The following is a 21275-nucleotide window of genomic DNA, read 5'->3' as shown; positions in this document are numbered from 1 at the left end:
GCGGATCCTCCGTTTCGGGCGCTAGCCGGTCGACTGCGAGACCGGGCGCACCGGCGCGCCGCCCCGCTGGGCGGCGATGACGTTGGCGCGACTGCCGGTGACGTCGTGCCAGAAGTCCATGTCCCGGTACTTCTTGAACAGATCCGGGGGCAGGATGGTGCGGCGCTCCTCGAACGCCACCCGGGGCTTCACCCGGTGGAGGCCGCGCAGGCCCAGGGCCTCGTCGAAGGCCGGAGCGTCAAACGCGACGTGCTCGAAGTCGTGGCTGTCGGACCAGGGTTCGTCGAGGAAGCCGTAGATCAGCCGCAGCACCTGTTCCGGCGCCCGGCAGAGATATTCGTAATCCACGACCAGCAGGCGTTCGGCCTGCTCGCCGTAGAACGCTTCCTTTAGCGCCGCCCAGGGGTAGCCCACCAGCCGGTTGGGCCGGGTCAGGGTCTCCACCCGGCTGTAGACCGTGGCCCCGCCGCCGTCGCCCCCGAACAGGCGGGTGTTCTCGTACGGATCGCGGCGGATCAGCCGCTCCAGGCTGTCCAGCACCCAGGACACATCCCGCACGCAGGCGATCACCCGGGCCTTCGGGAACAGGTCGGCGATCAGCGGCAGGCGGGCACACCACGCCCGGTTGGTGTCGAAGATCACCGGCCGGTCGGTTAGCCCGGCGTAGTACGACTCGAACAGGGCGCGCAGGATGCGAGGGCGTTGTTCAGGGCTCATCAGCAGCGAGGTTTCGCTGCCGGCGCTCATGATCTGAAGGTTGGCGGCGACCAGGGCATGCAGGCCGCTGGACATGGAGGCATGAAAACGCGGGTTCTGGCGCAACAGCGCGGCCAGCAGGGTCGAGCCCGAACGCGGCAGGCCGGAGATGAAGTGGCGGGTGACGTCTGGATCAGGCACGAGACCAACACCCCGAAAAGGACATGCATCCAGAGTTACGGAGACAAACCCTCACTTGCTGGACTTGATACCATGTCCCCTAAGGCGTGTCACGCCTCTCGGGCGCGCCGTCCTGCGACAGGCCCGAGAGGCATGGCCCGGCCGGTCTCAGGGACGGGGCGGATAGAGCCCGTCCGCGTTGATGCAGAAGAGGACCCCCAGTTGTGGCGGCAGGTTGATCTGCGGCTTACCGCCACCCGTGGGGTCCGCCGCCAGGCCGGTCGAGTCCATGGTGACAGAAACACCGGCGACCTTGGCGGGATCACCGCCCGCCGAGGCTGTGGTGTAGGGGCCGTCGTTCGCTTTGCCGCCGACAGCCCCCAGAAGATAGGTGTTTCCGGCCGCCGGTTGGGTGGTCCCGCTCGCGGCGCCCGGCACCACGTCGATGGTGCCGCCGCCGGTGGCTGGGCCCGTGGCCGTGATGGTGTGGGAATGCGGGGCCATCGTGTCCACGGTCTGCGTCACCGCCTCCGTGCCGCGCTTCTGGCCGCGTTGGACCGGCATCAACCCGGGGCTTTGACCGGCCCCGACGGGGGACCGCCCCCGCAGGTCGGGCAGCGCGAAGGTGCTGCGGCAGTCGCCGCCGTATTCACAGCCAAGCAGCGAGAACAACGCCTGATACTCTGAAATGGATACAATGCTTCCATCGGCCGGCAGGTAGTGGTCCGGACAGAAGCTGGCCGCCGTCATGCAGACGGAGCCCATGTAGGCCGTGCTTGGGTCGCCACACGCGCCCGCGCTGCCCGGTGCGACGGTCAGGGCGCCCAGTGTGGCGGCGGCGCCGAGCGCGACCGGGATCAGGGAACGACGGATCGGATTCTGTCGCTGGAGCATCATGGCTGTCTCCCGTCTGGACAGGTGGTGCGCTCTCGTTTGGTTCCGCGCCCGATGCCGGCCTTCGAGACAGGCATCGCGGACGGCCTGAGGGCGCCACTAAGGCACATCGGACATCGTTCTATACCAGAAAGAGTAGCGCGAGGCAATGTGACTGACCGAGTCCGCCCGTTTCGTTGAGGGATGGCCTGGGCTCGCCAGACACCTGCGGTCGCCGCTGTCACGGCGCTGCGGGGCGGGCCAGCAATTCTCAGGATGGAGGGAGAACACCGGCTGCGGCCGGTGCCGGCCTGTTCTCCTCCCCCCTTCGGGGCTATCCGATTCACATCTCTTCACTTATGCTCATCATTGCGAGCAGCGAAGCCCGAATAAAATATATGGGGTAATCCAGGGCACAAAACGCAAGTATCTGCCTTGGATTGCTTCGTCGCTGCGCTCCTCGCAATGACGAACAAACGTAGAGTTGTGTGAATCAGATAGCCTATCCAGGGGAGGGCGTTCGATTCGCGCCTGGGGCTCACAGCCGTTCCCTTCGGAGGCCGCGCGGCCAAAATGAGAACCGCTGGGGGCGGGGAGGCGCTTCCAACGGCCGACCCGACGAGATCTTTGGAGCGGGCGGCACCCGATCGGGCTTTCAACGCCGTCCCCAATCAGACAGGATGGTTCAGGCATCCGGCGGGCCATCCGCCGATACGTCATTCTGATGGAGATTGAGCGGGGGGCCTCATGTCGTGGAGCGGGCCAAGGCTCAATCATTACAGAGTTCGTGATGCCCTGACCTCCGTCGGGCTGTTCCTGGCGCTGTTCGCGGTCGTGCATTTCGTGGCCTGGACAGAGCAATCCAGGGCCGTCCAGGACCTGCGCGCGCGCATCACCGAAACCGTCGCCGCCCTGCGCACCCACCTGGAAGCCGAACTGAACGCCAACGTGTTCCTGGCCAACGGACTGGCCGCGCATGTGATCGCCGTCCCCGACCCGGAGGACCAAACGATCGAGACGGCGCTTCGAACCCTCTATCGTCTCGGAAACCATATCCGCAACGTTGGCATCGCGCCCGGCAACCGCCTCACCCATGTCTATCCCCTGGAAGGCAACGAGGCGGCCATCGGCCTGTACTATCCGGATCTGCCCGACCAGTGGCCGGCCGTCCGGCGCGCCATGGAGACCCAAAGCCCCGTATTGGCCGGACCAGTCGCCCTGCAACAGGGGGGCAGCGGCCTCATCAGCCGCACGCCCGTGGTCCTGGACGACGATGCGTACTGGGGCATCGTGAGCCTCGTTCTCGACGCCGAAAGCCTTTTCAAGACCGTCGGCCTCGCGCCGCTGAGGGATGGCGTTCGATACGCGTTGAAGGGGCGCGACGGTAAAGGCGAGGACGGCGCGATGATCCTTGGCGCGCCCGAGGTGTTCGACAGCGATCCCGTCAAGGTCTCCGTTCCGGTTCCCGGCGGCCAATGGGTGCTCGCGGCCGTCCCCGTTAACGGATGGACGGCCGGCGGGAGCCTCGTGTTCCGTATCTACCTGATTGGCTTGGCTCTCGGCGCGGGCTTGGCGATCCTGACGTACCTGTTCCTGCGCAAAAGGGTTCTCTTGGAGGTCAGCGAACACCGCGCCCGGGCCTTCCTGGAGACCACGCGCGACGGTGTCATCGTGATCGGGGACGATGGCATCATCCGGGAATTCAACAGCGGCGCCGGAGAAATGCTGGGCTACAGCCCTCCCGAGGTGATCGGTGCGTCGGTCAACCGTCTCATGTTCCCCGGTACGGCGGAGACGCATGACCGCTATATGGGAAACGCCAAGATCGAGGCCGCGCGAACCATGGGCTGGCGGCGCGATGTGATCGGAAGGCGCAAGGACGGGGCCGCGGTTCCGATTGAGGTCATGGTCAGCGAGACCGAATATGGCGGGGAGAGACTGCATGTCGGCGTGCTGCGCGACATCACGGATCGAAAGGCCCTGGAAGACCAATTGCGTAAACAGGCCGATACGGACGGTCTGACCGGCCTTCTGAACCGCCGGGCCTTCATGTCAAAGGTGGGCACCGCGTTCGATCTGGCACGGCGGCATGACAGACCCCTGGCGCTGCTGCTGCTGGACGCGGACCACTTCAAGCGGGTGAACGATACCCACGGGCACCCGGCCGGTGATGCGGTTCTGGTTGATCTGGCGCGGATCGGGACGGCCTGCCTGAGAAGCACGGATCACCTCGGCCGCGTCGGGGGCGAGGAGTTCGCGATTCTTCTGCCGGAAACGGACCGGGACGGGGCCATCACATTCGCCGAACGGCTGCTGGCCGACATCCGCGCCGCCCGGGTGGATATCGGCGGCGAGGCGCCGTTGTCGTACACCGTCAGCATCGGGATCGCGTTGATCTCTGCGGAAACGGACAGCCACGAAACCCTGGTCCAGAGGGCCGACCAAGCCCTGTACGCCGCCAAATCGCAGGGCCGTGATCGGTGGGCGATGGCCTAGGGGCGCGGCCAAGACGGGCCAAGACGGGCCACGACGGGCCGGGATTTCCGGGGACTCAGCCGCGACCGCCCGCCAGGGTATAGCCGAATCCGCGCCGGGTTTCGATGATCCCGGTGCCCAGCTTGCGCCGCAGGCGGGTGACCACGGCTTCCAGGGCGTTGGCCTCCCGGGAGTCGTCGTCGCCGTACAGATGCTCCAGAAGGTCCGGCGTCGGCACCACGCGGTCACCATGGTGCGCCAGATAGGCCAGCAGACGGTATTCGAGCGGTGAGACGGACACCGGCACCCCGTCCACCGTCACGCTCATCGACCGCGTATCGATGGACAGCCGCCCCACCGTCAGCACCGCCGCCGCGTGCCCCAGCGAACGGCGGATGAGCGCGCGGGCGCGGGCCACCAGTTCCTCCATGCGGAACGGCTTCGGCAGGTAGTCATCCGCCCCGGCGTCGATGCCTTCAACCCGCTCGGACCAGGTGCCGCGGGCGGTCAGCACCAGAACGGGCACGGCTCGCCCGCCGGCCCGCCAGCGTTTCAGCACCGCCAGCCCGTCCATGCCGGGCAGCCCGAGATCCAGCACGATCAGGTCATAATCCTCGGTGTCGCCCAGGAACCACGCCGCCTCGCCGTCGGCGCAGGTCTCGACGCGGTGACCGGTGGCCTCCAGCGCGCGCGCGACATCGGCGGCGATCCGGGCGTCGTCCTCAACCAGCAGAACCCGCATCAGTCGTCATCCTCGACCTTGAGAACCCGCGCCGTGGCGGCATCGACATAGACTTCGCGGACCCGCCCGGCCGAATCGACGACCTTGAATTCGTAGACGTAGGCGCCGTCCTCGCGCTCGAGTTCGGTCGCGATGATGCGTCCGGGCAGGTCGTCCCGGACCCGCGCGAGGATGTCGCTGAGGGGCTGGATATCGCCGCGCTCCAGCAGCCGGCGGGCGCGGTCATGATCGTGACCATGGTGGCCGTGGCCGTCCTCGTGATCGCGTGAAGTGCGGACGTAACCGGTGTCGCGAGTCATCGCGTCGCCCCGACGGACATATCCGTCGTCGTCGGCCATGGCGCCCGGGGCCGCGCCGATGGCGGCGCAGGCCAGCGCCAAGGCAAACGAACGGAAGTGAAGAGCGGCGCCGCGATGCTGTGTCATGGGCCGATGGTGACACCTCGTTCCTGACAGGTCCCTGACGGGCGCGCTCAGACGCCTGTCAGCATCGGTGTGGCAGGGTCCCGTCCATGGCGCGGTGATCCCCGCCGCGTTCCAGTGGAGAGGACCTCAGCCATGCGCAAGACCCTGATCGCCTCCGCCACCGCCCTGACGTTGCTTGCCGCCGGTCCCGCCCTGGCGTCCGACGACGTGCCGGAGGGCGCCTCCGCCCCTCGCTCCGAGTGGATGAGCAAGGAGCAGATCGCCCGGCTCGTCGAAAGCAAGGGCCACACGGTGACCTCGGTCATTGTCGAGGAAACCGTCTACGAGGTCGAGGCCACCGCCGCCAATGGCGACGCGCTTGAGCTCTACGTCCATCCGATGAGCGGCGAAATCCTTCGGCAGACCGTGGTCGAGTAGGTCCCGGTGACCCTGGCCGGGCCGCTTCGAACGCATGAGGTGGCCCGTCCTCTTCAGCCATGCCGGTGATCTCCGCCGCCCCATAGACAGATGAAGGAAACCAAGACCCATGACCGACACAACCGCGGACACCATACCCCCCGGCCCTGAAACCCCGGAAAAGCGGTCCATGATCCAGGTGTGGGACCCGGTGGTGCGCATCGGCCACTGGGTGCTGGTGGCCGGATTCCTCACCTGCTACCTCACCGAGGGCGAGCCGGAATGGCTGCATGTCAACGCCGGCTACGCCGTCGCTCTCGTCATCATTCTACGGGTGGTCTGGGGCTTCGTTGGGCCGGGACATGCCCGCTTCAGCGATTTCGTGCGTGCCCCAGGCGAGGCCGTAACCTACGTCAAGGGACTGCTGTCCGGCTCGGCCAAGCGTTTCGTCGGCCACAACCCGGCCGGCGGCCTGATGGCACTGGCGCTGCTCGCCTCGCTTGGCGCGACCACGTTCACCGGCATGGCCATGCTGGCCCAGGAAGGCGAGGGGCCGCTCGCCTCCGTCATGGGACCGACCGCCCAGGTCGCGGTCGTCAGCCCTGCGCTGGCCGATGAGGATGAGCACGAGGAGCACCGCGAGCACGGTGGCGGTCACGGCGAGGCCGGCGAGTCGTGGGAAGAGGTCCACGAGTTTTTCGCCAACCTGACCCTCGCCCTGATGGCCCTGCACATCCTGGGCGTCATCGCCAGCAGCACCGCTCATCGCGAGAATCTTGTCCGCGCCATGATCGACGGCCGCAAGCGGGCGTGAGTCGCCCCCGCCCAAGCCCCCCTTTCCGTCACGAGCCCATTACGGAGATTGATCCATGATTATCCGCACCCTTGTTCATGGTCTTGTCGCCGCCGGACTGATCGCCGGCGCCGGCATGGCCTGGGCCGAGAACGGCCAGCCGGACGCCACGTCCGCCCCATCCGCTGCCACGGTGGCCGGCGATTCCGTCGGGGACAAGCCGGTCACCCTGGTCGCCTCCGGTACCGGAGCGACCGCCGGCACCGGATATCGGGCCGTCCCGGATCGCGCCGCCGGTCAGACCAGGGGCGAGCACGGCGGATACGGAGGTCGCGGACGTTCCGACGACGATGACGATGATCGCCGCCGGTGGTCCGGCACCGGGACGCAAGGCGCGATGGGATGGCGCCGCGACGACGATGGAGACCGCGACGATGACTAGGTCCGCTTCCCGGCCCCGTCCGTCCGCCACCGGCGGCCGGCGGGGCGGCCCCCGCGTCGCCCTGCCGGCCATGCGGGTGTGGCACGCCGTGATCCTTGGCGGTTTCCTGGTGGCTTGGCTGACCGGCGATTCCGACGACCTGTACATGATGCATCAGGTGGCCGGCTACACGGTGCTGATTGCCGTCGTCCTGCGCCTGCTGGTCGGCTTGGTGGCCACACGCGCGCCCTGGCGCCTGCCGCGTCCTTCGCCGGCCGCCGCCCGGCGCTGGCTGGCCGAGCGTCGCGGCCGCAACCCGGGTTTCGCCTGGCTGGCCGTGGCCCTGCTGATCACCGTGGGCGCCTCCGCCGGGGCCGGCATGGCCGCGCACTGGCTGCCCCAGGTCGAGGACCTGCACGGTGCCCTGACCGACGCCGCGCTGTGGGTCATCGGCGCGCATGCCTTGTTCATCGTCGCCATGTTCGGCGGGCTGCGCCGGCTGCGAGCGCTGGCCGGCCGGGCCGTGCCGCGCCCCCGCGAAGCCTGAGCCGCGCCCAGCGTCACCCCACCAACACGCGCCCCATCAACACAAGGAGCCGTCCCGTGTCTGTTCCGTCCGTGCGTCTTCCCACCCTGTCCCTTGCCGCCGGCCTTGGCCTTGCGGTTCTGGCGCCGGTGTCGGCCCAGGCCGATGCCGCCGCCGACCGTCAGGCCATCCTGGATGCCCTGGCCGAGGAGGCCCGCGCCGCCGATCCCGCTTTTTCCGGCTTCTCGGCCGCCGGCGGGGAAACCGTGTTCCGCACCGAATGGGCGGGCGGCGACGAGCGCACCCCGTCCTGTACCGCCTGCCACACCCAGGACCCGACCGCCATGGGCCGCAATGCCAAGACCGGCCGGCCCATCGAACCGGTGGCGGTGTCGGTCAATCCCGACCGCTTCACCGACCCGGACGAGGTGGCCAAGCAGTTCCGGCGCGATTGCGAGGCCGTGATGGGCCGCGCCTGCACCGCCCAGGAAAAGGGCGACTACATCACCTTCATGGCGGAGCAGTAACCATGACCAGACATGCCGTTTCTCTCGCCCTCGCCCTGTCCGCCCTGGTCGTCGCCGGCCCCGCGCTGGCCGATGACGACTGGATCCCGCCGGTCACCGACGACCTGACCCGGGCCGAGTGCGGCGACTGTCACATGGCGTTCCAGCCCGGGTTCCTGCCGGCGCGGTCGTGGGATGCGATGATGGACGGCCTCGCCGATCACTTCGGCGACGACGCCAGCATCGCCGCCGACAAGACCGAGCACATCCGGGCCTACCTGACCGCCAACGCGGGCGACCGCATCCGCTCGGAGATGGCGCGGGAGTACATGCGCTGGGTCCGCGAGGGCGGGGTGCCATTGCGCATCACCGAGAATCCGGAATTCTTGGATGAGCACGACTTCCGGCAGGAGGTCTGGGACCGCCCCGAGGTGGTCACCAAATCCAACTGTCTCGCCTGCCACGAAGCCGCCGAGCGCGGGTCTTACGACGAGGACTGAGCCGGGGCGGCTCATCGGTTGGCCGCCGAGCGTGATCCTGGGTTGGGCGTGACGCCCTGCGCAGGGGAACCCGGCGGTGCCGGTTCGGCTGGTCTCCTGCCTGCCCCTGCGGACCCTGGTCGAGCACAGAGGCTGCGGCACGGGAAGGAATGGCCACCTTGTTCGGGTTGTATCCGTTTCTGGTGAAATTCTTTGCCGATGGCGGCTATCAGGGTGAACAGTTCCAAACCGGTCTCAAGAAGGCCGTCTCCGCTGTCAACGTGGAGATCGTCGAACGCTCGGACCGGGCCAAGGGGGTCGTCCTCCTTCCGAAGCGCTGGGTTGTCGAGCGCACAGTCGCCTGGCTCGGACGATGCCGCCGGCTGGCGAAGGATTGGGAGTGCCGTAACGCCAAAGGCCTCGCCTTCCTCCGGCTCGCATCAATCCGGCTCACGATGCGACGGCTTTGCAAACGATCATTAAGGTTCCGGACAGACTCAAAGGGCTGGACGCGTCGCTCGCCATGGCGAATGACCGGCACATCCGGACGAAAGCGCGAAGCCAGAACGTCGTCTGCGTCGGCAAAGTCCAGACCATGCTTGAGACGATTGCTTTCCCGCTTGCGTTCGTCCCAGGTCAGTCGCTCGACCATATTGTGCCACGACACCCTGGTTGGAGGGCGCTCAACCGAAATCGGTCCGCACAATAGAGACGTGGCGGGAGCCTGAGGCCCCGCCACGCGCCGATGTCACTTTTGTCACTGTTCCGCGCGGGGTCGCGCGGCTGGGCGCCGCGACGCCCCGTCGCACGACCTTACCCCTTCACCTTCGGGTCCAGCGCGCCGGAGGCATAGCGCTTCGCCATTTCGGCCAGCGGGATCGGCTTGATCTTGTGGGCCTGACCGGCGGTGCCGAAGGCCTCGTAGCGGTCCTCGCAGATCTTCTGCATGGCCTCCATGGAGGGCTTCAGGTACTTGCGCGGGTCGAACTCGGCCTTCTTCTCGGCCAGCACCTTGCGGATGGCGGCGGTAATCGCCATGCGGCAATCGGTGTCGATGTTGACCTTGCGCACGCCGTTCTTGATGCCCTCGACGATCTCGGAGACCGGCACGCCGTAGGTCTTGGGCATCTCGCCGCCGTATTCGTTGATCATCTCCTGCAGATCCTGGGGCACCGACGACGAGCCGTGCATCACCAAGTGGGTGTCCGGCAGGCGCTTGTTGATCTCCTTGATGACGTTCATGGCCAGGATGTCGCCGGTCGGCTCGCGGGTGAACTTGTAGGCGCCGTGGCTGGTGCCGATGGCGACGGCCAGCGCGTCCACCTTGGTCTTGGCGACGAAGTCGGCGGCCTCGGCCGGATCGGTCAACAGCATGGAGTGGTCCAGCTCACCCTCGAAGCCGTGGCCGTCCTCCTTGTCGCCCTTGCCGGTCTCCAGCGAGCCCAGGCAGCCCAGTTCGCCCTCGACGGAGACGCCGATCATGTGCGCGGCCTCGGCGACCTTGCCGGTGACGGCGCAATTGTACTCGTAGGACGCGGGGGTCTTGGCGTCTTCTTCCAGCGAACCGTCCATCATCACCGACGAAAAGCCGTTGGCCATGGCCGACAGACAGGTGTTCATGGCGTTGCCGTGGTCTTGGTGCATGACCACCGGGATGTCCGGATACATCTCCGCCACGGCCTGGATCATGTGCTTGATCATGATGTCGCCGGCGTAGGAGCGCGCCCCGCGGCTGGCCTGCAGAATGACCGGGGAGTCGGTCTTCTGGGCCGCGTTCATGATCGACAGCACCTGTTCCATGTTGTTGACGTTGAACGCCGGCACGCCATAGCTGTGTTCGGCGGCGTGATCGAGGATCTGGCGCAGGGATACCAGGGCCATGAGGGTCTCCTTCCACTGTTCCGATATGTTTGTGTGAGCCGGCGCGTCCGGCATCGACACCGCGCCCCAAGGGCGGCCCCGGGGAACCGCGCGCCAGGGAACGGGTCAGCGTCAACGAACCGCCGTTCTCGATGACGCGGATATAGCAACGAAGGCGGGTCCGGGTCCAGTCCGGAAAGCCGACCTGTCCCCTCATATACTCCCGATTCGATCCGGCCTGACTTACTTCCCCTATTCCGCGTCGGCCGTGGCCGGCTCGAGATTCGGCCGGGATTCGAGATCGGGGCGATAGAACTGGACGTTGGCCTTGCCCATGGCCTTGGCGTGGTACATGGCGGCGTCGGCATGGCGCAGGATGGTTTCGGCGTCGGTGCCGTCCTCCGGCACCAGGGCGACGCCGATGCTGCCGGAGACCCGGGCCATGCGGTGGTTGAGGGAAAACGGCGCCGAGACCACCTCCAGGATGCGCGCGGCGATACCGGCGGCGGTCTCACGGTTCGGCACCTGAGGCAGAATGACGGTGAACTCGTCCCCGCCCAGGCGGGCCACGGTGTCGGCATCGCGCGCGGCCCGCGAAATGCGTTGCGCCGCGCCCCGCAGCAACTGGTCGCCAGCCTCGTGGCCCAGAGTATCGTTGACGGCCTTGAAGCCGTCCAGGTCGATGAACATCAGGGCCAGCGGGTGGCCGTCGCGGACGGCCCTGTCCACCTCGGCGGTCAGCACCTCCAGGAACAGCGCGCGGTTGCCGAGTCCGGTCAGGGCGTCGTGTTTGGCCTGATAGTGGATGCGCTCCTCGTCGCGCTTGCGCTGGGTGATGTCGCTGATGACCAGGGCGATCTGATGGGCTGTTTCGCTGGTTTCGCCCACCGCCGACGCGGCCACGCGCAGGGCCAGTTCGGTGCCATCGTCGCGCTGGTGCCAGAATTCGCCGGTCCATTCGCCACCCGGCTTGGCCAGAGCCTCGGTCATGGCGGCGAACCGACGCGGCGAGTCGAACAGCACCGACGCCACCGGTTGGCCGAGCACGGCGTCCTCGGCGTAGCCCATGATCTCGGTGAAGGCCGGGTTGATCATGCTGATGCCGTGCCCGGCATCGCAGACCACGATGCCTTCCGACGCCGTTGCGAACACGGTGTAGGCCAGCCGCAGGTGCTCCTCGGCCTCCTTGCGGGCCGAGATGTCCCGGAACACGACCACGACCCCCAGGCGGTCACCGGCGTCGGTGATGGGCGCGGCGGCGAATTCGGCCGGGAACGTCTGCCCGTCCAGGGTCAGAAGCACCGTCTCGCCGTGGGCTCGGGCGCCCTGTCCGGCGACAAGGCGGCGCAGGCCGTCCGGTGGCGCGCGCCGCTCGTCGGCCCGGAACACCTCCGCCAGCGCCCGCCCGCGCAGAGAGTCCCGCTCGGCCCGCAAGAGGCGCTCGGCCACCGGATTGGCGAAAGTCACCCGCCCGTCCGCATCCAGCCCGACGATTCCGTCCCCGGCCGAATTCAGGATCAGTTCGGTCTGGCGCCCCAGGCGGCGGACCTCCCAGGTCCGTTCCCTGACTTTGGTTTCCAGGTCCTCCTTGTAGCGGCGTTCCGCCTCCTCGCGCCGACGCCGCTCGGTGATGTCGCGGATGATGCCGGTGACCACGAGGCCGTCGGCCAACCGGACCCGGGAGACGCTGATCTCGATCGGAAATGTGGTGCCGTCCTTGCGTATGGCATCCAGATCCCGCGCGAGCCCGAGAACGCGCGGCGTGATCGAGCAACTGCCGCGCTCGTAGTAGGAGTCATGATAGGTCGCGAATTCGGGCCGCATCAGTATGGTCACGTTGCGCCCGATGACTTCGGCCGCAGCGTACCCGAACATGTCGCACGCGGCTGGGTTGAACGACCGGATACGCCCGGTGCCGTCGGTCGTGACGATGGCCTCCGAGACGGTATCCAGAACCCCCTGAAGGCGCTGTTCGCGCTCGCGCAGCGCCAGCGCCACGCGCTTGCGTTCCGAGATATCGCGGGCCTCGAACATGAAGGTTTCCGCCCGCTCCGCTCTGAACGGCACCACCCGGGCCTCGACATCGAGAACCCTGCCGTCCAACGCCACCATGCGCATCGGCAGCATGTCGGGTTCGGACGCCAGGGCGGACAGGCCAACCTCCAATAGTCCCGCGTAATCGCGATGAAGCAGGCTGACAAGCGGCCGCCCGACCATGACTTGGGCGTCAGGGGCGGCCAACAGGCGACGCCCTTCACCGTTCATGAAGGCGACGCGGCCGTCGCGCACGACGCAGATCAGGGCGAGCGAATGGTCCACCAGGGATCGGAAGCGCTGCTCGCTGCCCAGGAGACCCTCGACCGCATGCCTGCGCTCGGTGACGTCGCGACCGTGCAGGAGCAGACCCGCGTCGGCGTTCGAATCGGAGCCGGAAAGCCGACGGGCGCGCAGGTGAACCTCGCGGGGTGTGCCGTCGCGCGCCACCAGCAACAGCGGCACACCCTCGGGCTCGTCGGCCAGCACCGCCAGCCCCATCTCGGCCAGCGGCGCGTAGTCCGGATGGATGAAGGACGCGAACGGAAGCCCGAGCAGATCGGCGGGCGCAACACCCCCCAGCAACGTCAATCCGGCTGGGTTGATGGCCACGATTCGGCCTTCGCGACAGATGCACAGCATGTCCGGAACCAGCGCCGCCAGCGCCCTGCATCCGTCGTCCCCCCCGGTCACGCCCGCCCAGGGATCACGCGGTTCGGCCAAGTCAGTCATCACCGAGCCGTCTCCGGACCGAGCCCGGCAGGCGCGGGCCCGCAGAACTCGAGAGTTGTCCCCAATTCGTCATGTATTCATGTTAACGTTGGATCATTATGAGTCCATGGAAATCCCCGGCACACCGCGCCTATCAGCGGACGAAGGCCCTGTAAGCGGGAGGCGCGGCGTTGGTATAACTGCCCCCGGGAAGCAGGACCCGTCAGCATCGCGCGCCGGGGTCATATCCACGGGGTCGCGTTGAGGGGCCCTTGGGGGCCTGGAGAGGAAGCGTCGGCATGACCAGACACCGCCGCGACGCGGATCCGGCCGCTCGCCCACCCGGGCTGGACGGCGTGCATCTGTTCGCCGACGTCCCGGCGGAGGCGCGCGAGCGGGTGGCCAAACAGTGTTCGTGGCGTCGCTATGCGGCCCAGGAACAGATCCTGGACCGCGAAAGCGAAAGCCGGGATGTCCATTTCGTGACCCAGGGAACGGCGCGCATCATCATCTATACCATCTCGGGCCGGGAGGTCGCCCTGGCCGACATCGAGGAAGGCGACTTCTTCGGCGAACTGGCCGCTTTCGACGGTGCGCCGCGCTCGGCCAGCGTGGTCGCGGTGACGGCCTGCTGGGTCGCGGCCCTGCCCGCGTCGGCCTTCATGGCGGTGCTGACGGACCATCCGGCCCTCGCCACGGAGGTATTGCGGCGCCTGTCGGCCATCATCCGCGCCGCCACCGACCGGATCGTCGAACTGTCCACCCTGGGCGCCAACAACCGGGTGCAGGCGGAACTGCTGCGTCAGGCCGAGGCCGCTGGCGTCGATGAGCGGGGCCGCACGGTGATCCGGCCGATCCCGATTCACGCCGATATCGCCAGCCGTGTCTCCACCACGCGCGAGACGGTGGCCCGCGTGCTCAACGATCTGGCCCGCAAGGGCATGGTCGCGCGCGAGCGCGAGGGGCTGGTCGTCCACGACGTCGCCCGGCTGGAAATGCTGGTGCAGGACCTGATGGGGTGATGGGCCGCCGCGCTTGCGCCGGCGGGCATTATCGCCGTCTGTCGCGGCCCTTCAGGGTGGCCAGAACCTCCGTGGCGAGCGCGCTGATCTCGCGCGCGGCCGTGGAACTGGGCTGGTACTCCACGACGCCCTTGCCCTCCATCATGCTGGCGGCGAAGGCAACCCGGTTGCCCAGCTTGGTGTGAGCGATGGGCAGCCCCTCTTCCAGCAGCTTTTCCAGCATCACCTCCGGCAGCTTGCCGCGCGGCGGCATCCGGTTCATGACGATCAGGGCGGCGGTGTTCTCCTTGTCGGCCATCTCCACGGTCGGCCGGGTGGCCCACAGGTCCATCGGGCTGGGCTGGATGGGTATGAGCAGGATGTCGCCCGCGCGCACGGCGGCGCGCGCCTCCGTCTCCGCGTGCGGCGGGGTGTCGACGACGACCATGTCGAAGCGGCCGCGCAGCCGGTCCAGTTCGGTGCCCAACCGCCAGCCGGCCACGTCGGACAGGTGCAGCGGGGCGCCGTCCGGGTGCTGTTCCATCCGGAAGGCGTGCCAGTTGGCCAGACTGCGCTGCGGATCGATGTCCACCACGGCGACCCGATTGCCTCGCCGCGCCCAGGCGACGGCGAGTTGCGCCGCCAGCGTGGTTTTGCCGGCGCCGCCCTTCTGCTGCGCCACGGTGATGATGCGCGCCGCCATGCTGTTCACTCCATGATGGACGGTCCGACGCGGCGGCGTCCGCCGCGTGCCCCGCATGGTAGAGCGGGCGGTCCCGGCAGGGAAGGACCGACCGGGGTGGGGATCAGGACCCACGCCCCGGCCGCTGTTCCCGCAGGCGGTCGATCATGCGGTCGAACGCCGTTTCGCTGTTCCGGATCTCGCGGATGAAGGACGGCCCGGTCGGCCCGTCGCCGCCCAAATCGCCCTCCGCTACGGCGTCGGCGCGCGCGGCGAGGCGCCGTAGCGGCCGGGCGATCCCCCGCGCCAGCAGGACGGCCCCCCCCGCCGAGACCGCGACCAGGAGGCCGCCGACCACGATCCAGGCCGGCGGCCCGCCCGCGTCGGCCCCGCCAAGCTCAATATGAATGCCGACCAGCAGCGGCTCCGGCGCAAACCCCTCGATCTGTCGAAGCGTGTGGATCCCCTCTTCATCCGCCAACCGAATGTCCTGCCCCCACACCGGGTCCGGATCGTTGACGTCGCGCGACGGAATCGGCGCGGCGGCCCAGAGCCCGGCGAGGTGAGGGTCGGCGAACGCCTCCAGCGATGGCGGCTCGCGGGGCAGGTCGATGGCCTCGAGCGCATCGGCGGATGCGTCGGCGTCAAGCAGGGGATGGGCCAGCACATGGGTCCGATCAAACAGGACGTAGGGCGTCAGCCCCGTGCCGGACAGCAGCGTCGGCAGGGCCGTTGCGATGGGGTCAAGCCTCATCATGGCGAACAGAACGGCCACCGGCGCGCCGGCGCGGGTCAGGGGCACACGCACATGAAACGCCGCATGCCCCGGCGGGCCGCGCCAGACCGGACGGCCCCACTCCGGCGCCGCATCACCCGCCCGCGCCCGCGCCAGCACGGCGTCGACGGTTTGCGCAACGACCGCCCGGTCGCTCCAGTCCTCGGCGTGAACGGTCCCGTCCCGCTCGTACCGGCGCGCCCGGTGATCCGGCGTCACCAGGGCGAGTCCCTCCAGACGCGGGGTGCTCGCCAGCAGGCTTCGGGCGTGGGCGTCGAGCGCCTCCGTGTCCGTGGGATCGAGAACGCCGACATCGACCAGGGTCCGGACCCCATCGGTGACATAGGCCATGGCCTGAAGCTGATGACGCAGCCAGTTGTCCAGGGCGTGCGTCGCGACCGCCGCTCGGTCCAGCGTCCGCGCGCGTTCGGCGGTCGCGCCGCTGCCCCCGTTGACGGCCACCAGACTGGCGGTGGAGATCAGCGCCAGCCCGACCAGGACCAGCAGCAGGAGGGAAAAGAGGGACAGTCCGAACCGACGGCGCATGGGATGACTTCCGGAGCGAAACGACAACGCGCAGGGATCATACCGCGATCCGCCGCCGCGCTGTCATCCGCTTTCCGGTTCAAGGGTCCATCGGGACGGCGTGTCAATCATCATGTTCATGCCCGCGACGGCGCCCTATTGTTCGCGGTATCGCACTCGCGGGAGCGTTTTCATTCATGCGGCTTCAGTTTCTCGGTACCGGGTCCGCCTTCACCACCGATCCGGACAACTTCCAAAGCAATCTGATCCTGGAGGCGGATGACGGCGCGCGCCTGTTGATCGACTGCGGCTCCGACGCCCGGCGCGCGCTGAGGGCCGCCGGTCTCGGCCACGATGCGATCACGGCCGTGTACATCAGCCACCTGCACGGCGACCATATCGGGGGCCTTGAGTGGTTCGGGTTCACCTCGTACTTCAGCCGCCGCGCGTCCGGCCGTTCCCGGCTGTTCCTTCCGGAGAGCCTTGTTACACCCCTTTGGGAGAACAGCCTCAAGGCCGGCATGGAGGTTCTGGACTTCGGCCGGGGCCACCTGAGCGACTTTTTCGATGTGCGCCCGGTCCCCCCCGACGGTTCGTTCGTCTTCGGCGGGGCCACGCTGACCCCGGTGCCCCTGGTTCACATCCGGTCGGCGGACACCGTGCTGTATTCCCATGGCCTGATGATCGACGCGCCGGACGGCCCGGTTCTGTTCACCTCGGACTGCCTGCATCAGCCGGATGGGCTGATGCCCTGGTACGACAAGGCACGCCTGATCTTCCACGACTGCGATACCGAACCGAAGGCCGGCGGCGCCCACGCCCATTACAGCCAACTGCGGACACTGCCGGCGGCGGTGAAGGCGCGCATGTGGCTGTACCATTATGCGGACGGTCCGCGCCCCGATGCGTCGGACGACGGATTTGCGGGGTTCGTGCGGCCTCGACAGACCTTCGACCTGGGACGGCCCTTGGATACCGACGGGTAACGCGCGGCAAACGCGGACGGACCTCGTTGGCCGCCGACGCTAAACGTCCTCGAACGTCCAACGCCCGGTGATCGTCATAAACGCCAGATTGTTCATGATCAGAAGATAATATACATTGACGATCACAAATGTCACCGCGAATACGCGGGACTTTTCATTGTGAACGATCTGATAAATACTGATAATGCCAAAGAGAATAAACGGCAGGATTTGCAGGTCGGTCAGGATCGCGGGCGACTGGTGGTCCGGCCCCTTGTCGCGGAACAGGAACCCGTACAGCGCCATCAGGGTTCCGATCAGGGGCAGCATGGCCAGACGGATGCGATTGCGCCACGCCGGGATCTTGACGACGTTGAAGAGGAGATAGTGCGGGAACAGCGGCATCAGGAACAGGATGATCGGAAACACGATGGCAAAGCTGTTCGGCCATGGCAGGAGCCCGAAAAAGGCCTGTGTAATAAACCAGTTCAGGCCCTCAAAAACGCTGAACGAGGCAAGCTCGGTCCCCATGGCGCGACCCCTTCAGTGGCGATCATCGTGTCGTGTGGATGCGCGCCCAGCCATGGTCTCGGATCCGGTGGCGGGCGGCGCGACGAACGGCCGTGCATTGATACCGGAAAGCGGAGTACGGTTTTGGCAGTGCGAAGTCAAGACGGCGGCGCGGCCGGCGCGGTCCTTCGGGCTCCCCTCGCGCGAGCAAATGCGTTAGGGATGGCGCCCGACGACTGGAGGCCCGGAAAGCGGAGGTTGAAGAGGCAGTCATGACGAAGCAGTCCGCCGTGCTCCAGGTGGTCGCGCAAGGCGTGATCCTGGTGGCGTCCGCGCTCTCCCTTCTGGGGCTGCTCGATCTTCTGGGATTGGCGGTGACGTTCCACGCCGGTGTGTTCCCCGGCGGGGGCCTTCTGGACGGCTGGGGTCTCACGCCCTCGGCGTTCTCGTGGTCGGTCTCCGGGCTGGGTACGCTGGCGGTCCTGACGGGGATCGCCGCCCTGTCGGTTTATGGCGCCGCCCGCCTTGGGATGGAACGGGCGGGCGGCCTGGGCGCCCTGCTTGGGCTCATGGGCGCGCTGACCGTCTGGGCGCCGCTCGCTTTGGTGATCGTCGGCGCCCAGGCCCTGGTGCTGGCCCTGGATCGCGCGCCGGAGCGGGCGGCGGCCCTGGCCCAGGCCGCCCGTATCCTGGGGTTGGCGGCGGCCACGCTGATGACCGCGACAAGCCCGCCCGCGCTCGCGGTGACGCTGCTGGCGGTCGGGCTGGCGCCGTCCGCGCTGGTCGCCCTGAGCAGGCCGCGCGCCCCAGCGCGGGCGCGGGCCGCCGATCCGGATCCCGAACCGGCACGGGAACCGCAACCGCTCCCGCAGGCGCTGGATCCCACTCCAGCGGTGGCGCCGACACGGCTGGAAGGCCGGGGGGCGCCCGCCGATACGCCCGCGGAGGCTGACACTGATGTTGACACTGGGGCGAGCCCCTTCGGCGCCGATCCCGTCGCGGCCCTGGTTCATCTGTGTCCCGCCGAAAGGCTGCTGCAGTCGGCCCGGTCCATGCTGGCGGACGGCCGCCCCGCCGTGCTGGCCGTGGTGCGCATGGACGGACTGGCCGGCATCGCCGAGCACCTGGGCGCGGAAGGCGGCGAGCGCCTGTTCGCCGTGGCGACGGAACGTCTGGCCGCCGCCTTGCCCGACGACGCCAGTCTGTCCTGGTTCGGTGACGAGACCTTCGTCGCCCTGCTGCCGGCGTCCCGCGCGGAGGATCTGGCGGATCCCGGGGTCCGGCTGGCGGCGCCGTTCGCCGAGGTTCTGATGGTGGACGGACGCCCGATCTCGATGGAGGACGCCATCCACGCCGACGCCGTCGCCCTGGACGAGGAGACCCTGACCAGCGTCACCGCATGGCTGCGGCCCGGCTGACACACCGGTGTCACCCCTCCCATCGGGCGGGCATTAACCGAATCGTGGGAACCGGCGGGCTAGTGTGGCGGGGCTGTTTCGTTCCCATCCCCAAGCCGGATCCCGTTGATGGCCAACACCCGCCCCCCATTCTGGCCCATGGCCCGGCGCCGCCTTGGCGCGACCATCGCGGCAACCTGTCTTCTCGTTTTCGCCGGGATGGTCGTGGCCGATCCGGTCTCGGCGCGGGATGTCAGATCAACCCGGCAATACGGGATCAGCATCGCCCCATTCTGGCAGGTGGGCGAGCCCGACGCCGACCTCTCCCGCCTCTGTCGGCGCGGCCGGTTCAACCAGCGCGCCAACAACGCGCTCTATATCGGCTATCTGGGCAAGGCCAATCCCGGGCGCGGGTACACCGGCGTCGCCAAACGCGGATACAACCTGATCGACCCGACCGGACAGGCCGAGCCCGACATGACGTACCACTTCTTCAACGACGGCTATTCCAACTGCAAGGTCTACGCGGCGCCCGATCCCGTCGAGGATCCGGCCGCTGAATAGGGCGTGCCTTGCGAAATCACTCCGTGCCGTATCCGTACCGCGCCGTGATGGCCGTCGCCTCAGGACCCTTCAGGAACGCCAGGAACGCCGCCGCGACCGGGTTGTCGGCGCCGGTCTTCAGAAGAATGGCGTCCTGCCGGATCGGGGTGTACAGGTCCTGGGGCACCATCCATTGCGACCCGGAGTCGTCGTCCACCACCTGCGACAGCGCCACGAAGCCGATCTCGGCGTTGCCGGTGATGACGAACTGGTGGGCCTGGGCGATGGTATCGCCCTGCACCAGGCGGTCCTTGAGACTCTCTTGCAGACCAAGGGCCTCCAGGACCTCCACGGCGGCGGCCCCATAGGGCGCCGTCACCGGGTTGGCGATGGCCAGATGGTCGAAGGCGTCGCGTTCCAGAACCGCCCCCGCGTCGTCCACCAGCGCCGGGTCGGTGCTGTACAGGACCAGCCGGCCCACCGCATAGGTGAAGCGGGAACCGGGCACCCCCAACCCCTCGGCCTCTGCCTTTTCCGGTCGTGCGGTGTCGGCGGCCAGAAAGGCCTCGAACGGAGCGCCGTGGGCGATCTGGGCATACAGCTTGCCGGTCGATCCGAAGCTGAACGTCGCCGTGTGGCCCGTGGCCTCGGTGAAGGCGGCGCCGATCTCCTTGGCGGCGGCGGTGAAGTTGGCGGCCACGGCGACCAGGGTTTCGTCGGCGCGCGCGGGGGCGGCGGTCAGGGCGAGCGAGGCCGCGAGAGCGGCGGTGAGGACGGACAGAGAGCGGGTCATGGGGTCGGATCTCCGGCGGGGTGTTGAAACGGGCCTCAGGTCACGGCGAGGATGATGTGCGAGGCCTTGATCAGGGCGCAGACGCGCGCGCCCTCAGCCAGCCCAAGGTCATCGGCGCTGTCGCGGGTGACCACGGCCGTCAAGGTTTTGCCGCCCCCGATGTCCAGCACGACTTCGCTGCTGACCGGGCCGTCCTCGTGGCGGATGACGGTGCCGCACAGACGGTTGCGGGCCGATGTGCGGGTCGGCTCGCCTTCGGGCGTCAGGATGACGAACGTCGACTTGATCAGGGCCGTCACCGGCATGCCCGGAACGAGCCCCAAATCCTCGACGCTGTGGCGGGTGATGACGGCGGTCAGGGTCTGGCCTTCCCCCAGGCGGAGAACGACCTCGTCGTTCACCGCGCCGGCGTGGATGGTTTCAACAACCCCGGTGAGAGCATTGCGGGCACTGGTCCGCATGGTGAGTCCTTTCAGAATATCGGCGAGGGGCGGTTGTTGGTCGCCTCCCAGTTCCTGGTCGAGGCGCGCCGCCACGCGATCCAGTTCCCCCTGGATGCGCTGGAAGGCGCCGATGATGGCCGCCCCGGTCGCGGTCAACCGTGCCTGCCCTCCGTGGCGCCCGCCGCTTTGGGCCTCCACCACCGGTTTTTCGAACAGGTTGTTCAACGCGGCGATCCCGTCCCACGCCGCCTTGTAGCTGAGCCCCACCGCCCGCGCGGCGGCGGATATGGAGCCGTGATCGCGAACCGCCTCCAGCAGGCGGATGCGCGCGGCCCCGATCTGGCCGGCGGACCCCTTTTGCAGGGACAGAAGGGCATGCAAGGCGGCATCGGGCATGATGGTGTCCGGTGGCTTGAGTCGGGCCGAGTGGGACGTTGCGTCTTGTAGGTAGGCTATATAACGCTCGTCATGTCGCTAAACTATACGACGCGGCCTGCGCAAGCGCTTTTTCGCCAAGGCGCCAG

The 21275-nt window shown here is 68.1% G+C and carries 22 protein-coding genes and 1 pseudogene; 12 read left to right on the top strand and 11 right to left on the bottom strand.

Going from position 1 to position 21275, the window contains the following annotated elements; genetic code table 11:
* Nucleotides 1-21: 21 nt before the first annotated feature.
* A complete protein-coding gene (locus tag BLS85_RS13895) occupies nucleotides 22-897 on the bottom strand; it encodes a sulfotransferase family protein (protein ID WP_092787335.1) in 876 nt (291 codons plus the stop codon).
* A gap of 147 nt (nucleotides 898-1044) precedes the next feature.
* A complete protein-coding gene (locus tag BLS85_RS13890) occupies nucleotides 1045-1773 on the bottom strand; it encodes a phage tail protein (RefSeq protein ID WP_092787333.1) in 729 nt (242 codons plus the stop codon).
* A gap of 723 nt (nucleotides 1774-2496) precedes the next feature.
* Here BLS85_RS13890 and BLS85_RS13885 point away from each other — a divergent pair.
* Entirely contained in the window at nucleotides 2497-4245 is a 1749-nt protein-coding gene (locus BLS85_RS13885; RefSeq protein ID WP_092787331.1) for a diguanylate cyclase, read from the top strand.
* A gap of 55 nt (nucleotides 4246-4300) precedes the next feature.
* Here BLS85_RS13885 and BLS85_RS13880 read toward each other — a convergent pair whose 3' ends face one another.
* Together BLS85_RS13880 and BLS85_RS13875 are read right to left on the bottom strand one after the other, a co-directional pair.
* On the bottom strand, nucleotides 4301-4966 hold the full coding sequence (locus BLS85_RS13880) for a response regulator transcription factor (protein ID WP_092787329.1): 666 nt from the start codon (nucleotides 4964-4966) through the stop codon (nucleotides 4301-4303).
* Nucleotides 4966-5391, bottom strand: a complete 426-nt coding sequence (locus BLS85_RS13875) for a PepSY domain-containing protein (RefSeq protein WP_092787327.1) — start codon at nucleotides 5389-5391, stop codon at nucleotides 4966-4968. Before BLS85_RS13875 ends, BLS85_RS13880 begins: the two co-directional genes overlap by 1 nt.
* Before the next feature lie 132 nt (nucleotides 5392-5523).
* On the opposite strand from BLS85_RS13875, the gene BLS85_RS13870 reads away from it, so the two are divergent.
* The 7 genes and pseudogenes from BLS85_RS13870 to BLS85_RS13840 form a co-directional block, all read left to right on the top strand.
* Nucleotides 5524-5808, top strand: a complete 285-nt coding sequence (locus BLS85_RS13870) for a PepSY domain-containing protein (protein ID WP_092787325.1) — start codon at nucleotides 5524-5526, stop codon at nucleotides 5806-5808.
* A 109-nt stretch (nucleotides 5809-5917) separates the two neighbouring features.
* Nucleotides 5918-6601, top strand: a complete 684-nt coding sequence (locus BLS85_RS13865; protein WP_092787323.1) for a cytochrome b/b6 domain-containing protein — start codon at nucleotides 5918-5920, stop codon at nucleotides 6599-6601.
* 55 nt (nucleotides 6602-6656) lie between these two features.
* Nucleotides 6657-7022, top strand: coding sequence for a hypothetical protein (locus BLS85_RS13860; protein WP_092787321.1), 366 nt, complete (start codon nucleotides 6657-6659; stop codon nucleotides 7020-7022).
* Nucleotides 7015-7548 (top strand): hypothetical protein, encoded by a 534-nt coding sequence (locus BLS85_RS13855; protein WP_092787319.1) that lies wholly within the window; start codon nucleotides 7015-7017, stop codon nucleotides 7546-7548. Before BLS85_RS13860 ends, BLS85_RS13855 begins: the two co-directional genes overlap by 8 nt.
* 56 nt (nucleotides 7549-7604) lie before the next feature.
* A complete protein-coding gene (locus tag BLS85_RS13850; protein ID WP_245699240.1) occupies nucleotides 7605-8054 on the top strand; it encodes a DUF1924 domain-containing protein in 450 nt (149 codons plus the stop codon).
* A 2-nt stretch (nucleotides 8055-8056) separates the two neighbouring features.
* The gene (locus BLS85_RS13845; RefSeq protein ID WP_092787317.1) at nucleotides 8057-8533 is read left to right on the top strand and encodes a diheme cytochrome c; all 477 of its coding nucleotides are present in this window, start codon (nucleotides 8057-8059) and stop codon (nucleotides 8531-8533) included.
* A 149-nt stretch (nucleotides 8534-8682) separates the two neighbouring features.
* A pseudogene (locus BLS85_RS13840) lies at nucleotides 8683-8982 on the top strand (transposase); the annotation flags it as partial.
* Between the two features lie 343 nt (nucleotides 8983-9325).
* Here the strand turns inward: BLS85_RS13840 and fba are convergent.
* Together fba and BLS85_RS13825 are read right to left on the bottom strand one after the other, a co-directional pair.
* A complete protein-coding gene (gene fba, locus BLS85_RS13830; RefSeq protein ID WP_092787315.1) occupies nucleotides 9326-10393 on the bottom strand; it encodes a class II fructose-bisphosphate aldolase in 1068 nt (355 codons plus the stop codon).
* Between the two features lie 231 nt (nucleotides 10394-10624).
* Nucleotides 10625-13138 carry a sensor domain-containing protein gene (locus BLS85_RS13825; RefSeq protein WP_092787313.1) on the bottom strand — a complete coding sequence of 838 codons (2514 nt, stop codon included), beginning with the start codon at nucleotides 13136-13138 and terminating at the stop codon, nucleotides 10625-10627.
* Between the two features lie 278 nt (nucleotides 13139-13416).
* Here BLS85_RS13825 and BLS85_RS13820 point away from each other — a divergent pair, with 278 nt between their 5' ends.
* Nucleotides 13417-14139, top strand: a complete 723-nt coding sequence (locus BLS85_RS13820; RefSeq protein WP_092787311.1) for a Crp/Fnr family transcriptional regulator — start codon at nucleotides 13417-13419, stop codon at nucleotides 14137-14139.
* A 28-nt stretch (nucleotides 14140-14167) separates the two neighbouring features.
* On the opposite strand, the gene parA is transcribed toward BLS85_RS13820, so the two are convergent.
* On the bottom strand, nucleotides 14168-14821 hold the full coding sequence (gene parA, locus BLS85_RS13815; RefSeq protein ID WP_092787309.1) for a ParA family partition ATPase: 654 nt from the start codon (nucleotides 14819-14821) through the stop codon (nucleotides 14168-14170).
* A 103-nt stretch (nucleotides 14822-14924) separates the two neighbouring features.
* Nucleotides 14925-16121 (bottom strand): cache domain-containing protein, encoded by a 1197-nt coding sequence (locus BLS85_RS13810; RefSeq protein ID WP_092787307.1) that lies wholly within the window; start codon nucleotides 16119-16121, stop codon nucleotides 14925-14927.
* Nucleotides 16122-16297: 176 nt separating this feature from the next.
* Here BLS85_RS13810 and BLS85_RS13805 point away from each other — a divergent pair, with 176 nt between their 5' ends.
* Complete coding sequence (locus BLS85_RS13805) at nucleotides 16298-17086, top strand: MBL fold metallo-hydrolase (protein WP_092787305.1); 789 nt, start codon at nucleotides 16298-16300, stop codon at nucleotides 17084-17086.
* 39 nt (nucleotides 17087-17125) lie between these two features.
* Here the strand turns inward: BLS85_RS13805 and BLS85_RS13800 are convergent, their stop codons facing one another.
* Nucleotides 17126-17596, bottom strand: a complete 471-nt coding sequence (locus BLS85_RS13800; RefSeq protein ID WP_092787303.1) for a hypothetical protein — start codon at nucleotides 17594-17596, stop codon at nucleotides 17126-17128.
* A 251-nt stretch (nucleotides 17597-17847) separates the two neighbouring features.
* Between BLS85_RS13800 and BLS85_RS13795 the strand changes: the two genes are divergently transcribed.
* Both BLS85_RS13795 and BLS85_RS13790 read left to right on the top strand, forming a co-directional pair.
* On the top strand, nucleotides 17848-18993 hold the full coding sequence (locus tag BLS85_RS13795; RefSeq protein ID WP_092787301.1) for a nucleotidyl cyclase domain-containing protein: 1146 nt from the start codon (nucleotides 17848-17850) through the stop codon (nucleotides 18991-18993).
* A 108-nt stretch (nucleotides 18994-19101) separates the two neighbouring features.
* Nucleotides 19102-19536, top strand: coding sequence for a hypothetical protein (locus BLS85_RS13790; protein WP_092787299.1), 435 nt, complete (start codon nucleotides 19102-19104; stop codon nucleotides 19534-19536).
* 16 nt (nucleotides 19537-19552) lie between these two features.
* Here the strand turns inward: BLS85_RS13790 and modA are convergent, their stop codons facing one another.
* A complete protein-coding gene (modA, locus tag BLS85_RS13785; RefSeq protein WP_092787298.1) occupies nucleotides 19553-20308 on the bottom strand; it encodes a molybdate ABC transporter substrate-binding protein in 756 nt (251 codons plus the stop codon).
* 35 nt (nucleotides 20309-20343) lie between these two features.
* On the bottom strand, nucleotides 20344-21147 hold the full coding sequence (locus tag BLS85_RS13780; protein WP_092787296.1) for a TOBE domain-containing protein: 804 nt from the start codon (nucleotides 21145-21147) through the stop codon (nucleotides 20344-20346).
* Between the last annotated feature and the right edge of the window lie 128 nt (nucleotides 21148-21275).

The organism is Rhodospira trueperi, assembly GCF_900101965.1.
GTDB lineage: Bacteria > Pseudomonadota > Alphaproteobacteria > Rhodospirillales > Rhodospirillaceae > Rhodospira > Rhodospira trueperi.
The sequence above is the reverse complement of the archived record's forward strand: the minus strand, read 5'-3'. Positions and strand labels throughout refer to the sequence as shown.

Excerpts from the sequence above, each read along its gene's own strand:
- BLS85_RS13890 (WP_092787333.1), bottom strand. The coding sequence starts at position 1,773 with ATGATGCTCCAGCGACAGAATCCGATCCGTCGTTCCCTGATCCCGGTC.
- BLS85_RS13885 (WP_092787331.1), top strand. The coding sequence starts at position 2,497 with ATGTCGTGGAGCGGGCCAAGGCTCAATCATTACAGAGTTCGTGATGCC.
- BLS85_RS13880 (WP_092787329.1), bottom strand. The coding sequence starts at position 4,966 with ATGCGGGTTCTGCTGGTTGAGGACGACGCCCGGATCGCCGCCGATGTC.
- BLS85_RS13875 (WP_092787327.1), bottom strand. The coding sequence starts at position 5,391 with ATGACACAGCATCGCGGCGCCGCTCTTCACTTCCGTTCGTTTGCCTTG.
- BLS85_RS13870 (WP_092787325.1), top strand. The coding sequence starts at position 5,524 with ATGCGCAAGACCCTGATCGCCTCCGCCACCGCCCTGACGTTGCTTGCC.
- BLS85_RS13865 (WP_092787323.1), top strand. The coding sequence starts at position 5,918 with ATGACCGACACAACCGCGGACACCATACCCCCCGGCCCTGAAACCCCG.
- BLS85_RS13860 (WP_092787321.1), top strand. The coding sequence starts at position 6,657 with ATGATTATCCGCACCCTTGTTCATGGTCTTGTCGCCGCCGGACTGATC.
- BLS85_RS13855 (WP_092787319.1), top strand. The coding sequence starts at position 7,015 with ATGACTAGGTCCGCTTCCCGGCCCCGTCCGTCCGCCACCGGCGGCCGG.
- BLS85_RS13845 (WP_092787317.1), top strand. The coding sequence starts at position 8,057 with ATGACCAGACATGCCGTTTCTCTCGCCCTCGCCCTGTCCGCCCTGGTC.
- fba (WP_092787315.1), bottom strand. The coding sequence starts at position 10,393 with ATGGCCCTGGTATCCCTGCGCCAGATCCTCGATCACGCCGCCGAACAC.
- BLS85_RS13825 (WP_092787313.1), bottom strand. The coding sequence starts at position 13,138 with ATGACTGACTTGGCCGAACCGCGTGATCCCTGGGCGGGCGTGACCGGG.
- BLS85_RS13820 (WP_092787311.1), top strand. The coding sequence starts at position 13,417 with ATGACCAGACACCGCCGCGACGCGGATCCGGCCGCTCGCCCACCCGGG.
- parA (WP_092787309.1), bottom strand. The coding sequence starts at position 14,821 with ATGGCGGCGCGCATCATCACCGTGGCGCAGCAGAAGGGCGGCGCCGGC.
- BLS85_RS13810 (WP_092787307.1), bottom strand. The coding sequence starts at position 16,121 with ATGCGCCGTCGGTTCGGACTGTCCCTCTTTTCCCTCCTGCTGCTGGTC.
- BLS85_RS13805 (WP_092787305.1), top strand. The coding sequence starts at position 16,298 with ATGCGGCTTCAGTTTCTCGGTACCGGGTCCGCCTTCACCACCGATCCG.
- BLS85_RS13800 (WP_092787303.1), bottom strand. The coding sequence starts at position 17,596 with ATGGGGACCGAGCTTGCCTCGTTCAGCGTTTTTGAGGGCCTGAACTGG.
- BLS85_RS13795 (WP_092787301.1), top strand. The coding sequence starts at position 17,848 with ATGACGAAGCAGTCCGCCGTGCTCCAGGTGGTCGCGCAAGGCGTGATC.
- BLS85_RS13790 (WP_092787299.1), top strand. The coding sequence starts at position 19,102 with ATGGCCAACACCCGCCCCCCATTCTGGCCCATGGCCCGGCGCCGCCTT.
- modA (WP_092787298.1), bottom strand. The coding sequence starts at position 20,308 with ATGACCCGCTCTCTGTCCGTCCTCACCGCCGCTCTCGCGGCCTCGCTC.
- BLS85_RS13780 (WP_092787296.1), bottom strand. The coding sequence starts at position 21,147 with ATGCCCGATGCCGCCTTGCATGCCCTTCTGTCCCTGCAAAAGGGGTCC.